Annotated in this window: 19 protein-coding genes; 13 read left to right on the forward strand and 6 right to left on the reverse strand. The window is 37.1% G+C overall.

Annotated elements, in window-relative coordinates:
- Positions 1-6: 6 nt before the first annotated feature.
- The 6 genes from ND811_RS01345 (at position 7) to ND811_RS01370 (ending at position 3,868) form a co-directional block, all read left to right on the forward strand.
- Entirely contained in the window at positions 7-702 is a 696-nt protein-coding gene (locus ND811_RS01345) for a potassium channel family protein (protein WP_265350712.1), read from the forward strand.
- A gap of 2 nt (positions 703-704) precedes the next feature.
- Positions 705-1,481, forward strand: a complete 777-nt coding sequence (locus tag ND811_RS01350) for a cobalamin-binding protein (protein WP_265350711.1) — start codon at positions 705-707, stop codon at positions 1,479-1,481.
- Positions 1,482-1,566: 85 nt separating this feature from the next.
- A complete protein-coding gene (locus tag ND811_RS01355) occupies positions 1,567-2,406 on the forward strand; it encodes a MotA/TolQ/ExbB proton channel family protein (protein ID WP_135745070.1) in 840 nt (279 codons plus the stop codon).
- 20 nt (positions 2,407-2,426) lie between these two features.
- Entirely contained in the window at positions 2,427-2,846 is a 420-nt protein-coding gene (locus tag ND811_RS01360; RefSeq protein ID WP_004787714.1) for an ExbD/TolR family protein, read from the forward strand.
- Position 2,847: 1 nt separating this feature from the next.
- On the forward strand, positions 2,848-3,270 hold the full coding sequence (locus ND811_RS01365; protein ID WP_015677138.1) for an ExbD/TolR family protein: 423 nt from the start codon (positions 2,848-2,850) through the stop codon (positions 3,268-3,270).
- A 1-nt stretch (position 3,271) separates the two neighbouring features.
- Positions 3,272-3,868, forward strand: coding sequence for an energy transducer TonB (locus ND811_RS01370; protein ID WP_135572450.1), 597 nt, complete (start codon positions 3,272-3,274; stop codon positions 3,866-3,868).
- Between the two features lie 169 nt (positions 3,869-4,037).
- On the opposite strand, the gene ND811_RS01375 is transcribed toward ND811_RS01370, so the two are convergent.
- Together ND811_RS01375 and ND811_RS01380 are read right to left on the reverse strand one after the other, a co-directional pair.
- Positions 4,038-4,433: a type II toxin-antitoxin system death-on-curing family toxin gene (locus ND811_RS01375; protein ID WP_135634820.1), complete on the reverse strand. Its 396-nt coding sequence runs from the start codon at positions 4,431-4,433 to the stop codon at positions 4,038-4,040.
- Entirely contained in the window at positions 4,430-4,669 is a 240-nt protein-coding gene (locus ND811_RS01380) for an AbrB/MazE/SpoVT family DNA-binding domain-containing protein (protein ID WP_100719865.1), read from the reverse strand. The genes ND811_RS01375 and ND811_RS01380 overlap by 4 nt, the downstream gene beginning before the upstream one ends.
- 231 nt (positions 4,670-4,900) lie before the next feature.
- Here ND811_RS01380 and ND811_RS01385 point away from each other — a divergent pair, with 231 nt between their 5' ends.
- Together ND811_RS01385 and ND811_RS01390 are read left to right on the forward strand one after the other, a co-directional pair.
- The gene (locus tag ND811_RS01385; protein WP_135745073.1) at positions 4,901-5,092 is read left to right on the forward strand and encodes a type II toxin-antitoxin system VapB family antitoxin; all 192 of its coding nucleotides are present in this window, start codon (positions 4,901-4,903) and stop codon (positions 5,090-5,092) included.
- Entirely contained in the window at positions 5,089-5,475 is a 387-nt protein-coding gene (locus tag ND811_RS01390) for a PIN domain-containing protein (RefSeq protein ID WP_265350710.1), read from the forward strand. Before ND811_RS01385 ends, ND811_RS01390 begins: the two co-directional genes overlap by 4 nt.
- A 97-nt stretch (positions 5,476-5,572) precedes the next feature.
- Here the strand turns inward: ND811_RS01390 and ND811_RS01395 are convergent, their stop codons facing one another.
- The 3 genes from ND811_RS01395 to ND811_RS01405 all read right to left on the reverse strand — a co-directional run bounded on the left by ND811_RS01395 (position 5,573) and on the right by ND811_RS01405 (position 7,725).
- Positions 5,573-6,268: a hypothetical protein gene (locus ND811_RS01395; RefSeq protein ID WP_265350709.1), complete on the reverse strand. Its 696-nt coding sequence runs from the start codon at positions 6,266-6,268 to the stop codon at positions 5,573-5,575.
- A 48-nt stretch (positions 6,269-6,316) separates the two neighbouring features.
- Positions 6,317-7,153: an LBF_0142 family lipoprotein gene (locus tag ND811_RS01400; RefSeq protein ID WP_265350708.1), complete on the reverse strand. Its 837-nt coding sequence runs from the start codon at positions 7,151-7,153 to the stop codon at positions 6,317-6,319.
- 200 nt (positions 7,154-7,353) lie between these two features.
- On the reverse strand, positions 7,354-7,725 hold the full coding sequence (locus ND811_RS01405) for a phasin-related domain-containing protein (RefSeq protein WP_004785689.1): 372 nt from the start codon (positions 7,723-7,725) through the stop codon (positions 7,354-7,356).
- Positions 7,726-7,884: 159 nt separating this feature from the next.
- Here ND811_RS01405 and ND811_RS01410 point away from each other — a divergent pair, with 159 nt between their 5' ends.
- A complete protein-coding gene (locus ND811_RS01410) occupies positions 7,885-8,763 on the forward strand; it encodes an AraC family transcriptional regulator (RefSeq protein WP_265350707.1) in 879 nt (292 codons plus the stop codon).
- A 74-nt stretch (positions 8,764-8,837) separates the two neighbouring features.
- Positions 8,838-9,287 (forward strand): DoxX family protein, encoded by a 450-nt coding sequence (locus ND811_RS01415; RefSeq protein ID WP_004786447.1) that lies wholly within the window; start codon positions 8,838-8,840, stop codon positions 9,285-9,287.
- 141 nt (positions 9,288-9,428) lie between these two features.
- On the opposite strand, the gene ND811_RS01420 is transcribed toward ND811_RS01415, so the two are convergent.
- A complete protein-coding gene (locus tag ND811_RS01420; protein ID WP_265350706.1) occupies positions 9,429-10,730 on the reverse strand; it encodes a malic enzyme-like NAD(P)-binding protein in 1,302 nt (433 codons plus the stop codon).
- A 134-nt stretch (positions 10,731-10,864) separates the two neighbouring features.
- Here ND811_RS01420 and ND811_RS01425 point away from each other — a divergent pair, with 134 nt between their 5' ends.
- The 3 genes from ND811_RS01425 (at position 10,865) to ND811_RS01435 (ending at position 13,063) form a co-directional block, all read left to right on the forward strand.
- Positions 10,865-11,581, forward strand: a complete 717-nt coding sequence (locus ND811_RS01425) for an MIP/aquaporin family protein (RefSeq protein ID WP_265350705.1) — start codon at positions 10,865-10,867, stop codon at positions 11,579-11,581.
- 397 nt (positions 11,582-11,978) lie between these two features.
- Positions 11,979-12,599: a hypothetical protein gene (locus ND811_RS01430; protein ID WP_265350704.1), complete on the forward strand. Its 621-nt coding sequence runs from the start codon at positions 11,979-11,981 to the stop codon at positions 12,597-12,599.
- Positions 12,596-13,063, forward strand: a complete 468-nt coding sequence (locus tag ND811_RS01435) for a hypothetical protein (protein WP_265350703.1) — start codon at positions 12,596-12,598, stop codon at positions 13,061-13,063. Before ND811_RS01430 ends, ND811_RS01435 begins: the two co-directional genes overlap by 4 nt.
- The last annotated feature ends 112 nt before the right edge of the window (positions 13,064-13,175 follow it).

Consider the following 13,175-nt stretch of genomic DNA (forward strand, 5'->3'; position numbering starts at 1 on the left):
CTTCGTATGCAAAGAAAAAAAATAGCAGTCATTGGAATTGGAAGTTTTGGAAAGTTATTTGTACATTATCTATTTGATGATGGACATGAAGTCATTGCCATTGATAAGGACCCAATGATCATCGATTCGATAAAAGATTATGTTACCATTGCGGTTACATTAGATGCCACTGACGAACATGCATTACGATCCCAAGGAATTGCAGATGTGGATTATGCGGTCATAGCTCTTGCCGATGATTTTGAAACCTCTATCATTTGTGCTGAAAGTTTGAAAAAATGTGGTGTTAAAAATATTTATGCCCGTTACCAAACAGAATTACAAATGAAGGTTTTGGCACTTCTTGGAATCAAAGATTTGTTTAACCCAGAAGAAAAAGCAGCAAGAAGTATGGCCGAAACCTTATCTTTTTCTGGAATGCGTTCCAGTTTTTTAATCTCGGATGAATACAGTGTGGTAGAAGTCGCTGTTCCCAAACGTTATATCAACCAAACCATCGCTGATGCAGACTTACGTCATAAATACAATATCAATGTCATCACCATCAAACGACCGACCATAAACAAAGATACCAAACGTGCTTCTGATTCCAAATCAGAAAAAATTTTAGGTATTCCACACGGGAATACAATTCTCAAAGAAGATGATATCATTGTTCTTTTTGGATCTCAAACAGATCTGGCTCGTTTTCTGGAAACATAAGTATGGGTCCAGAACGAATCATTTGTCTCACCGAAGAACCAACAGAGATGTTGTATCTTTTGGGCGAAGAAAAACGCATTGTAGGAATCTCGGTTTATACAGAACGGCCACCAAAGGCAAAGGAAGAAAAAACCAAAGTTTCTGCCTTTATCAGTGGGAACTTAAAAAAAATTACAGCTCTCGAACCAGACCTCGTCATTGGTTTTTCTGACATCCAATCGCAACTCGCAAAAGATCTCATTGAACGAGGGTTAAATGTTCTGATCTTTAACCAAAGATCGATCAGAGAAATTTTATCCAATATGCAAATACTCGGAAACCTTGTGGGCCAAGTAGAAAAAACAAACTCTCTTATCGAAGAATGGAAAAGTCAGATCAACCTTTGGAAACAGGTGAATACTTCCAAATCCTACAAACCCAAAGTTTTTTTTCAAGAATGGGATGAACCCATGATCACTGGCATCCAATGGGTGAGCGAAGCAATCGAACTGGCCGGTGGAATAGACTGTTTTTCCCACTTAAAAGAGAAAAAACTCGCAAAAGACAGAATCATCACGGCCGAAGATGTAGCAACTGCCAATCCAGATGTCTATGTTGGTTCTTGGTGTGGGAAAGCAATGGATTGGGACTGGGTGCGTAACAAACCCGAATGGCAATCAACAAACTTCTTAAAATCCAATAGAATCTTTGAGTTAGACCCAAGCATAATATTACAACCAGGGCCAGCTTTGTTTTTAGAAGGAATTCCAAAGCTAAAAGAGATCTTCTCCTCCCTCTAATTTCCTTCTTTGTCATTGCTCTGTAATCTAAATGTAACAAGGATATTCTAGATTTGAAACATATCAATTAGATATGGAGACATTCATGAACTTTTCATGTAACCTGACAAAGAAAAAAATCGCTTTGTCTTTTGTGACCTTACTTATCACAATCTTTACTCTTGCAGAAAAAATCGAAGCACAGGCAGCACCTGCGGCACCAACGACTGAATCCACACAAACCACAGAAGCACCAGCAGAAACTCCGGCTCCTGTAGCAGAAGCTCCTGCGGAAGCACCACAACAAGAATCTGAAATCGGACTCGTTAAATTGTTTGTGACAGGTGGATGGTCAATGTGGCCACTACTCCTTTCTTCTATCGTAGGATTTGGTGTGATCTTAGAAAGAATGTACTTTTTCTTCACAGCAAAACTAATCAGAAAAGGATACAACCAAGATTTACAAGATGCCATTGATGCTTCTGGAATGAATGGAATTGAAGAATTCTTAAAAGCAAACGAAGGCCAAAAAATCACTGATGTATTAAAAAATGGTATGGAAGTTTCTCAAAACGATCCAGAGATTTTTGCAGCTGGTATCGAAAGAGAAGCTGGTGAAGTGATGACTCTTCTCGAAAAAGGTCTTACTGTTCTTTCTGCAGTCTCAACGATTGCTCCACTTGTTGGATTTCTTGGAACTGTATCAGGTATGATCAACGCATTCGATGCGATTGCAAACGCTGACCAAGTGAACGCGAAAGTGGTTGCTGGTGGTATCAAAGAAGCGCTTATCACAACAGCTGCTGGTCTTATCGTTGCGATTCCTGCCATGACATTCTACCAATACTTACAAGGCCGAGTTGCATTCTTTACTTCTGAAGTAGAAGAAGCTGCAAACAAAATCTATAAAGAATACTTAAAACTCAAAGCCGGAAAAAGAGCGTAAAGAGCGGAAACTAACTAACCATGATTAAGTTAAAGAAAAAACAAGAACTAGAGGAGATATCGGCAGCATCCATGTCGGATATTGCCTTTCTACTCTTGGTATTTTTTATGGTAACTGCTGTATTCTTTGTAAAGGAAGGACTTAACATTTCTCTTCCTCGCAAACAATCCGAACCTCAGCCTTTTTTACGTAAGAACGTATATGAAATTTTGGTAACACAAGACAGATACAAAATGCGTAACCCAGCATTCGGAACCAAAGAATATTCTAGTTTAAAAGAATTTCGTGATGACCTAAACCAAATGGAAATCCCGGATCTTAAAAACAAACTAGCGCTCATTGTTACAACCGGTGATACCAAATATGCAAAGATGTTGGATGCCTTATCCGCAGTTCAACTTCGTGGATTTGAAAAAATCTCAGTGAGAAAGAAGAAATAATATGTTACGAAGAAAGAGAGTCGCACCTTCAGTTCCCGTAAGTTCGATGGCAGACATTGCCTTCTTACTCCTCGTGTTCTTTATGGTAACCTCCGTATTAGATTCGGATCCAGACCTTCCCATCAATCTACCAGATGTTCCTGGTGGAGAACAGTTAAACAAAAAGATAGCCAATCTTTATCTAACTGCTGATGAAAAAAGAACTGTCTATTTCAACTCAGTGAAGATGGAACTTAACGAAGCAATGAGTGAAATCAGAGCTAAAATTTCCACTACACCTGACTTAAAAGTTTTGATCCATGCAGATCAAGATTTAACGTATGAAGAGTTGGACAATGTATTCGAAACTCTCCGAGAGATTGGAGCCTTAAAGGTTTCTCTCGTTACCAAGACCACTCAAGGTGGCGGGTTAAAAGGAAAGTAACGTGAACGGAACAGTTGTTACACAAAAAAGATCCAAACGCGAAAGAATCCATAGGTTCATTGATAGATACAGAATCGAAACTGGTCTCGCCATTTCTGCCTTTCTCCAAGCCATCATCATTCTCTTTTGGTTCACTCCTCATTTGGAAACCGATAGTTTGGATGACCTTGTAGAAGAAGTTGCTTTCATCGACAATGTCCAAATCCAAGAACCATCTACCGATTCCAAACCAACAGATGGTGATTTTGATTTAACCGACAAAGAAAAAGAAGAGAAAAAAGAAGACCCACGCATTGCTGGAGCTTCTGATCCCATCGTTTCGGGAGCCACTTCTCCAGTGGATTTATCACCTAACGTTCGCCCTGAATATACATCTGAGGCAAAAGCACTTGGTGTGACAGGAACTATGACTTTGGAAGTGATCATTGGAAATACTGGCGAAGTGTTACGAGTTCGTTCCGTAGGAAAACAGTTAGGTGGCGGTCTTGAAGAAGAAGCCGTCAAAGTTTACCGAAGAAAAAGATTTTCTCCATCGATCCTTGAAGGAAAAGCCATCACCGTGAAGGTGCTTGTTCCGATTCGATTTACATTAAATTAAAATTATCTTTGTGGCGAATCCACCACCAAACGGTGGTGGACCGGGCTCTCCGCTGCAATCTGCAAGCAGGATTTCCGCTACGATCCCTTTCGCTGGAAGAAATGATCCTAATAATTTCCTCATTATCTTTTGATCTATCAACATCGTATAAAAAAAGAATTCGTGTATCCTATTGATTTGATTTAGATGAATGTTTCAACCACTTAGCCAACTCATCTTCTTTGATAGAACCATCTGCTACTTTTAACATAACATTCACAACATCTTCCTCTGATGTATCTATAATGAATCCGTTAGAAGCTAAAAATACATACATCAAAAGAAACGACGTTCTCTTGTTTCCATCCATAAAGGGATGATTTTTAGCGACACCGATTCCAAGGGAAGCCGTAAGTTCAAAAATAGTAGACTCAGGTTTGTAATGCCATTGATTCTTTGGTCGGTCCAGAGCTGATTCCAGTAAACCGATATCTCGAATTCCCAAAGAACCTCCGTGTTGTTTGATTTGATCTAAATGAATCGCCTCTGCAATTTTTCTATTTAACCACTTAGGTTCCCGTTTCATTTCGCTAATTCTTTAAGCGCATTTCTATATTTCTTAGAAGCATCCTGATAAAATTCCATAGCTGATTCAAAGTCTGGATCATAGGGAGACAAAAGAATACCGTTTTCAGTTTCGACAAGAAAGACAGTGTCTCCTTCATGAAAATTATATTTCTCAAGAAGTGCTTTTGGGATCGTTGCCCCTGATGAATTTCCAATCGCTCGAATCGTAGTTTTTTTGACCGCAGAACTTTCCATAGTTATAACATAAGTAATAACTTTGGAAATTCAATCGAATTTTCTAGGTTTTGAAATTTTGGGTATAGCTTTTCTTGAAAATTTAACGCAACCGAGGGGGGCTAATAATACTTGATTTCATTTTTCTACTGTCAAATTCACCTGGCAAACATTCCTCTCCACATTCTCGTTACCTTTATCTCTCTAAGAAAACTTGACTTATGCATAAAAAAGGACTACTTTATGCATATCATGAGAACAACTATCGATATCCCAGAAGAATTAGTTCGTGAAGCAATGAAACTGACCCATTTAAAAACAAAAACGGATGTAATCAAAGAAGGCCTGCAAACATTAATTAGAAAAGAAAAACTAAAAAACTTGAAAAATTACAAAGGGGCCATTGATCTTACTATCGATCTCAATACTATACGGAAAAGATGAGCCAAGTTGTTTTAGACTCATCCATTTGGATTGAATACTTTAGAAATTCTAATACAAAAATTTCATCACAAGTCGATTTACTCATAGATAGTGGAAATATTTATGTTAATGAACTCATATTAGCGGAGTTGGTTCCCCTTCTTAAATTAAAAAAACAAACTCAATTGATCCAAATTTTAGAGTCAATTGAATGTCTTGAATTGAATATAGATTGGAAACAACTGATAGATTATCAAACTTTAATTATCCGAAATGGTATCAACCATGTAGGAATACCAGATTTAATCATTGCTCAAAACATAATTCAAAACCATGCTACTTTATTTACCTTAGATAAACATTTTAAACTCATGAGTAAGTTCATCAAACTGAATTTATATTAGTAATATTAATGGACTATTTTAACTTATGTTGGTTACCGAAATCCTCTAACTATTTACAAATAAACACCAGCAAAGAAAGGTGAAATAAAAAATTATTCTAATTATGAAACTTACGTAAATTCCATATTGGCCAAGATTTAAAAATCTTCTGCTCTTCTACAGATAACGTATCAAAAAATTTGTTTAATTCTTCATTTATTAGCTCTGCGAGGGAAAGATATTCAATTTCATTCCCCTTTCGTTGTATTGTTTTTACAATTAGCTTTGTATTTTTATTTTTTAATTCATTTATATTTAAATAGTTTTTTAAATTTCTTTGTAATGGTTGATTTTCTAGAAAATGTTTACAATACGTTTCAAATTCTTCAATATTACGTACCAGTTTCAATTCAACAGAAACTGTATCCTTATCCGCAGGGGATTTTGACAATATTTCTTTAATATTAAGTGGTAAGAGTAGCTTTACATATATTTTATATTCAGTAATTTCTCTATATATTGATTTTATAAATAATATGCCACCATCATTTAAATAATTATTTAAATCTGCCTTTTCTAGTGAAAATTTTTCTGTTTCTTTATAGTCCCGATTTGAACACTTGACTTGAATCGGAATTCTTCCGAATAATAATTTTTTTTTACCATTATGGTAAGGCTTTTTGAAGAAATTTAAATGCCCGTCCCAAGATAAATCCTTTTCTCCTTCATTAATTTTTGCACTAATGATTTTACTTTTTCCTAAGAAGATTCTTAATGAAGTTATTCCATCGTGTTCAATATTCTCATTACTCAATTCTAGTTACCAAGTATATTTTTGCTTAATCCACATACTGTTCATACTCTATTCCGGTAATTCCAATACCTTGTCTTCTTCTTCCATTGGTTGTTTTGGAATTTCGATTTTTTCGATTCGGATTTCATGAACAAAATCAGGATCTTCAAAACGATCTAAAATACTGATTCGTCTGGGGTATTGTTTGTCGTTCCAAACTTCATAGTATCCGTATTTGATCACACCTTTATAAAAACTAAAAAGTTCGCGGTAAGTAAACTCCATCCATTCTAAGGCACCACTTGTTTTTTCAAAGTAACCAACGTATTGGTCTGTATCGGGAGTGGCATTCACCTGAACAGATGTAAAATATACCACTTCATAGTCTTGGCCTAATTTTTGAGTTGGACCTGCATATTGGATGATGGGGTATTCTGTCAGTCGCCAAGGTAGTGTTAGATACAAACGAAGGGATTCTAAGTAAACTCGAACTTCATCGTCACCAGTAAAAACTTTTCCTGTATCAGCGGCAATTTGATAAGTATCTTTTTTAACAAGGCCAAGGATAAGACCTTTTTTTTCACCACCAAGGAATTCCACTTCCATTGCATCTTTCTCAAAATCCAAATACACGCGAAGTCTTTGTTCCGATTCTTTGATCGGCGTAAAAAATCGAACAAACTTAGAATGCCAAACATCCTTCAATACAAATTGAATTTGTTTGTATCCTTTCCAATCACCCGGTGTGAGTTCTTTCACCGGTGGGTTTGTAATAATCGACAATCCTTTCTTTTTTAAGTCAGGATTGAAGCCTTCTTTTTGTAAGGTGGGGGGGCGTAGGTCGGCCAAAGAACAAGAAATAAAAAATAAAGAAATAGAAATGAGTAAAACATGGTAACGAAACATTGATTCCAGAATGAAGCAAAAACGGTCCTCTGTCAATAGGGAAAGTAAACCAGTTCAACTGAACTTAAGCAGAGATTGATAGGTTATCGAATTTTAAAAGAATCAAATGAGAAATTAGATAAATGTAGAATGAAGACTTAAAACAATGAAGAAAGAGAGAGGAAAGGTCGGAGTCCCGACCCTCTCTTTTTAAATGATACTTATGCTTTTGCAGCACCTGTTTTTTTGATAGATTCCGCAACTTCATTGATTTTTGCTTTTACCGATTCGATTTTTCCTTCAGGCATTTTCGCTTTGATTTCTTCAGCGATTTTGTTGTAGTTTTCTACGATTTTAGAACGAGTTTCGTCGTAGTTTTTTCCAGCAACACTAGAGAATTCTTTAATGTCTGTTAGGATTTTGTCAACGGATTGGCGAATTTTTACAGAATCTTCCGTATTGTCCAAAGCACCTTTGGATACTAATTCATTGTAAGTTGTTTCCAACTGAGTTTTTGCTTTTTCAAGACCTTCTTTTCCCGATTGGAAAAGTCCGATTCCTGCGTTAAGAATGTCCATGATTTGTTTTTCCATAATTTAGCTCCTGGTTTTCACCTATTTGTGCATTGCACAACACAGTTATGTGCGTTGCACAAATTTAGACAAGTACTTTTTCTAGGGGAAAATCGATTTTTTTTAGATTTTTTTCGTAGTCTCTTTTGCGATTCAATTCTAGAAAATTCTCCAAACAAAATGCAGACTGAAATCAAAAACATTCCCATGATCCATTTAACAGATGTTCATGAGGATGACAAAAATCCTTATTTCTACGTTGGTCGTTTGGAAGAATTGCCAAATGAATTCCAGGACTTTGATAGTTCCCATAGACATTCTTATTATGCGTTATTCTTTTTTACGGAAGGAGAAGGAACCCACTCCATCGATTTCCATACCCATTCGATTACAAACAATAGTCTTTTTTTCTTAAGGCCGGGCCAAGTGCATTCCTGGACTTTTTCCAAACCAGTAAAAGGTTTTGCCTTAAAGATTTATCCTGATTACCTCTCCGAACATGGCGGGCAAGTTACCAGCTTTCAAAACTATCCTTTTTTCCAATTGGGAAATGAAATTTCTAAACTCACCATCCAAGATGGAGACCAATTTAAAAATGATTTTGAAAGATTACTCGCCGAAAAAAATTCAAAATCAAATCCCAATTCTTCCATGATCTATCTTTTGATTCAGTTGGTTTTGCAACAATCACTGAAAGAATTTAATACATCTTTTACGGACAAAGTAACCGTCGATTCCAAGTTATCGGATTTCTTTCGTTTATTAGAAAATCATTTCAAAGACCAAAAAACAACTTCGTATTATGCAAAACAAATTGGGACTTCTTCTGGAAATTTAAACCAACTCTGCCAAAAAAAATATGGAAAATCGGCAAAATCAATTATCCAAGAAAGGTTGGTTTTGGAAATCAAACGGCTGTTACTACATTCTGATTTGAATATAAACCAAATTGCTTTGACTTTAGGTTTCGAAGATAATTCCTATTTTAGTAAATTTTTTAAAAATCATACCGACAACTCACCGGAAAATTTTAGACGTTTGAAACGAAAACTACCATAAAAATCAGATTCTCTCCATTTACCAACTTCTCTTTTTCCATAAGATAGAACCAACACTTAGAAAAGGATATATAAATGTTAGAAAAGTTATTCTACACAGAAACAAGTTGGTTTTTTACCTTACTCAGACTGGTTTTAGGTTTTGTGATTTTGCCACACGGATTGCAAAAGTTATGCGGATGGTTTGGAGGGTATGGATTTGCTGCCACTTTGGATTTTTTTAAATCGGAAGGAATCCCCTATGCCATTGGATTTTTAGTCATTGTAGCAGAATCCTTTGGGGCACTTGGACTCATTTTTGGACTCTTCACAAGACTTTCTTCATTTGGAATTGCCCTTACCATGTTGGGAGCTGCGGTTTATGTGAGAAAAAATGGTTTTTTTATGAACTGGTTCAACCAACAAGCCGGTGAGGGATTTGAATACCATATCTTAGCCATTGGAATTGCTTTGATTTTGATGGTCGCCGGCGGAGGCCAACTAGCACTTGATAGTTGGATTGCGAACAAAGTTCATTCCAACTAAATTCACTAGGTACCTGTGTCCGTCAGATTTAGATATTACCATGAGTATTAACTGAGTTAAAACAGAATTAAAACTGGCTGGAATACAAAATCAAAATACAACCGTCCCCTCGCAAGAATGGATAGTTGTATTTTGTTGGATTTAGTCGGTAAGGATTTCTAACGCGCTGATTGGCTCTTGTTGTTGGGCCATGATCGATTCCAAAAACTTTACATAAGCTTCTCGGCCTGGATACTCAACTTGGTTCACACCTGTTTTGACAGCAGCTTCTGCCACCGCAGGTGCCACATGGTAAAGAACTCTTGAGTCCAAAGGTTTTGGAATGATATAATCAGCGCCAAATCGAATTTCTTTTTCGTTATAAGCTTCAGAAACTTCGATTGGAACCGGAAGTTTAGTGAGTTCACTTAATGCATACGCCGCAGCCAACTTCATTTCCATATTGACTACTTTTGCACGAACATCTAAAGCCCCACGAAAGATAAATGGAAATCCAAGTACGTTGTTGACTTGGTTATGATAATCACTGCGACCCGTTGCCATAATGAGGTCTGGCCTTGCACGTTTTGCATCTGGATAAGGAATTTCTGGATCGGGATTGGCAAGAGCAAACATAATGGGTTTCTCAGCCATCGTTTTGACCATTGCTTCTGTTACAACATTGGCAACGGACACTCCAATAAATAAATCCGTTCCAGGAAAAATATCTTCTAATGTTTCTGCATCGGTTTTGCGGACAAAAGGTAACTTCGTTTCATGTAAGTTAATTCGTTTGTGATTGATAACACCACGAGAATCCAACATATAAATGGATTCATGTTTAACCCCGATATGTGTTAACATCTCAGCAATCGAAATGGCAGCAGCCCCTGCTCCGTTGATCACAACTTTTATGTTACCAGCTTTTTTACCGGTGATCTCTAATGAATTGAGTAGAGCCGCAGTTGAAATGATCGCAGTTCCATGTTGGTCATCATGAAAAACAGGAATCTTCATACTTTCATCTAATGTTTTTTCTATATGAAAACATTCCGGCGCACGGATGTCCTCTAAATTGATTCCACCAAACGTTGGTTCGAGGGCCTTTACAATTGTGATGAATTTTTCAGGATCTGTTTCATTAATTTCAATATCAAAGACATCAATACCGGCAAATTTTTTGAATAAAACTGCCTTTCCTTCCATCACTGGTTTTCCAGCGGAAGCTCCAATATTTCCAAGACCTAAAATGGCAGTTCCATTGGTGATGATTCCGACTAAGTTTCCTCGGTTTGTGTATTCATAAACAAGATCAGGTTGTTTTTCTATTTCGAGGCAAGGGTAAGCGACTCCCGGTGAGTAGGCCAAGGACAGGTCGTAACTGTTCTCCGTTGGTTTTGTCGGAACTACTTTGGTTTTTCCTTTTGGAAACCTAGAGTGATACTCAAGTGCGCTATTTTTCATGGTCTATTTTCCCATGATTTATGATTCAATGGAAAATCCTAGAATAAATTGGAGGAATAGCCTTTCAAAAAAGGTTGATGGAAGTTCTATGTCCCTTTAGATAAAGACCTTACGAAAAGCCATAGGGGGCAAATTTGGAACTAGTTGGAGAATTTTTTGGAACTGCTGTTCTCATTCTACTTGGTGACGGTGTAGTTGCCGGTGTTTTATTAGAAAAGTCAAAGGCAAAAGACGGGGGATGGATCACAATCACCACAGCATGGGCTCTTGCGGTCTGTTTCGGTGTTTTGGTGGCAAAGGCCTTGGGAAGTCCTGGTGCCCATTTGAATCCCGCTGTCACACTTTCTGCTTGTATCCAGTCGGGTGATTTTTCCAGCTTTCTCCCCTATAGCCTAGCCCAGGTCGCAGGTGGTGCGCTAGGAGCCACCCTCGTGTATTTACACTACCTTCCCCATTGGAAAGAAACCAAAGATTCTGGAACCATTCTAGCCGTTTTCTCCACATCACCGGCCATCAAACACACTACCTCCAATGTCATCAGCGAAGGACTTGGGACCTTTCTTCTCATCCTTGGAATCCATGCAATCTTTTCTCCGTTTAACGGTGGGGCCACAGGTGTTGTGGGAACCGGATTTGTGGCTCTTCTTGTCTGGGCCATTGGACTTTCTATGGGCGGCACTACTGGTTATGCGATTAACCCTGCACGCGACTTAGGACCAAGGATCGCTCATTGGTTATTGCCCATCCCCAACAAAGGAAATTCCAATTGGAAGTATGCATGGCTTCCCGTGGTGATTCCGTTAGTGGGTGGTGGGCTTGCGGCAGTTGTGATCAGGTGGGGGATAGGGTAACGGGCGTAAGTTGTTTATAATCAATAAGATTGGAATTTCAAATTCAGAAAATCCAATCTTATACAAATGTAAAATTCAAAACAGAAATCTTATCCAAACTTACACATTACCTAATGTGAAATTGCTTTTCCAACTCCTCACAACAATTACCATCCCCATAATTCCCATCCAACTTCGAACAAATCTAAAATTATTGAAAAATAAACTTTCATTAATCAATATATATACATCAGAAAAATATTGACCTGGTTTATTTTAGAAAATTAATGATTAACAACAGATATTCGATTGTTTCAAGATATAAGAAACTTTGAATCAATAATAAAGTTAACGAATCAATTAGAATATTCATAAAACAAGATATTACATTTAACCTAACGGAAAACTATATAGGACCATGAAACATAAATTAATCCTTCTTTGCCTCGTAACCTTCCCCATCCTCACGATTTTCGCTACAGAATCAGAAACTTTAGATACTTTTCGTGGAATCAACTTCTCTACTACTGAAGCACAAAAAATAAAAGCCATGTCCATCTTCGTTCCCCAAGCAGCAAAACGATCTGACTCCATTCACATGAAAGAAAAGTTTCCAATCACTTTCTTTAAAGCAGACTGCATCCAAGAAAAGGAATGTTTTTCCCTACTCATTGCTGTTTCAGTCATACCTGAATCAATCAAATCCTTTGATACATTGGTAGAAGAATCAAGGGCTACTGATTTTGGCAATCCACCATACGAAGTAAACAAATGGGTCGAACTCCTTACATTTAAAACAGACAAAACAAAGATACTAATGGGGCCAGGGGAATTACTGGGAACAAAGATAAACGCTTTTTATTATATGAAAGATAGCAACGAAACTTACAGAGTTTCAATGAACCTAATCTATCATCCTAAATTTCCAGAGGAAGAATGGCAGGACATTCTGATGCATTCGTTTCTCATCTTAAACAGTATCTACATTGAATCAAACACAAAGGGAACAAACAGTCCTATTGAAAAAAGTCATCTATGAATCAATACGAAGTTATACTCAATCAAGTCATCGGAAAACATAAAAATCTTTTTGGCAAATCGGCAAATGTAACCATACCGTTTGAAGGTCAAAAAAAAAATCAAAAGAACATTCGTCTTTTCGATTGGTTTCATATGAGTAAAAACAAAAGAATCGATTTCTATGATCGATTCGGTGACATTGAAGAAGAGAATGTTCTAGGTAAATACATTATCGATAATGGTGACGATGAAATATTTGCACCAGAACTACGCGAAGGAGTGGTTCCTTTTGCTTATATTGTCGATGATGGAGCCTCAGGAAACGATTACCAAGTGGAAGGAATTTTGATGATTGACCTCCGGATTACAAAACGTCCTGTTCTAATTGCTGAAGTAGATGGTACGATTGATGGACAAACACCATTTAAAATGGTATCTTTCGAATCTTTAAAGATAACGTCCGGTAAAAATCAAAGTAGATGATTAGAATATGAAAAAAGTATGACTCCTGCTAGCAAAAGGTTTCGAATCTTTTGAAGCCAGTGTTTTCATCGATGTCATCGGTTGGAACCTAGTCGATGGAGACAAAACAACA

The organism is Leptospira soteropolitanensis (genome assembly GCF_026151655.1).
GTDB classification, from domain to species: domain Bacteria; phylum Spirochaetota; class Leptospiria; order Leptospirales; family Leptospiraceae; genus Leptospira_A; species Leptospira_A soteropolitanensis.

Bases quoted from the DNA above. Each gene is read 5' to 3' on its own strand.
- ND811_RS01405 (WP_004785689.1), bottom strand. From the start codon at position 7,725: ATGGAAAAACAAATCATGGACATTCTTAACGCAGGAATCGGACTTTTC.
- ND811_RS01435 (WP_265350703.1), top strand. From the start codon at position 12,596: ATGAATCAATACGAAGTTATACTCAATCAAGTCATCGGAAAACATAAA.
- ND811_RS01380 (WP_100719865.1), bottom strand. From the start codon at position 4,669: ATGGAAAGTTCTGCGGTCAAAAAAACTACGATTCGAGCGATTGGAAAT.
- ND811_RS01400 (WP_265350708.1), bottom strand. From the start codon at position 7,153: ATGTTTCGTTACCATGTTTTACTCATTTCTATTTCTTTATTTTTTATT.
- ND811_RS01420 (WP_265350706.1), bottom strand. From the start codon at position 10,730: ATGAAAAATAGCGCACTTGAGTATCACTCTAGGTTTCCAAAAGGAAAA.
- ND811_RS01360 (WP_004787714.1), top strand. From the start codon at position 2,427: ATGATTAAGTTAAAGAAAAAACAAGAACTAGAGGAGATATCGGCAGCA.
- ND811_RS01345 (WP_265350712.1), top strand. From the start codon at position 7: ATGCAAAGAAAAAAAATAGCAGTCATTGGAATTGGAAGTTTTGGAAAG.
- ND811_RS01410 (WP_265350707.1), top strand. From the start codon at position 7,885: ATGCAGACTGAAATCAAAAACATTCCCATGATCCATTTAACAGATGTT.
- ND811_RS01385 (WP_135745073.1), top strand. From the start codon at position 4,901: ATGAGAACAACTATCGATATCCCAGAAGAATTAGTTCGTGAAGCAATG.
- ND811_RS01365 (WP_015677138.1), top strand. From the start codon at position 2,848: ATGTTACGAAGAAAGAGAGTCGCACCTTCAGTTCCCGTAAGTTCGATG.
- ND811_RS01355 (WP_135745070.1), top strand. From the start codon at position 1,567: ATGAACTTTTCATGTAACCTGACAAAGAAAAAAATCGCTTTGTCTTTT.
- ND811_RS01350 (WP_265350711.1), top strand. From the start codon at position 705: ATGGGTCCAGAACGAATCATTTGTCTCACCGAAGAACCAACAGAGATG.
- ND811_RS01390 (WP_265350710.1), top strand. From the start codon at position 5,089: ATGAGCCAAGTTGTTTTAGACTCATCCATTTGGATTGAATACTTTAGA.
- ND811_RS01375 (WP_135634820.1), bottom strand. From the start codon at position 4,433: ATGAAACGGGAACCTAAGTGGTTAAATAGAAAAATTGCAGAGGCGATT.
- ND811_RS01415 (WP_004786447.1), top strand. From the start codon at position 8,838: ATGTTAGAAAAGTTATTCTACACAGAAACAAGTTGGTTTTTTACCTTA.
- ND811_RS01430 (WP_265350704.1), top strand. From the start codon at position 11,979: ATGAAACATAAATTAATCCTTCTTTGCCTCGTAACCTTCCCCATCCTC.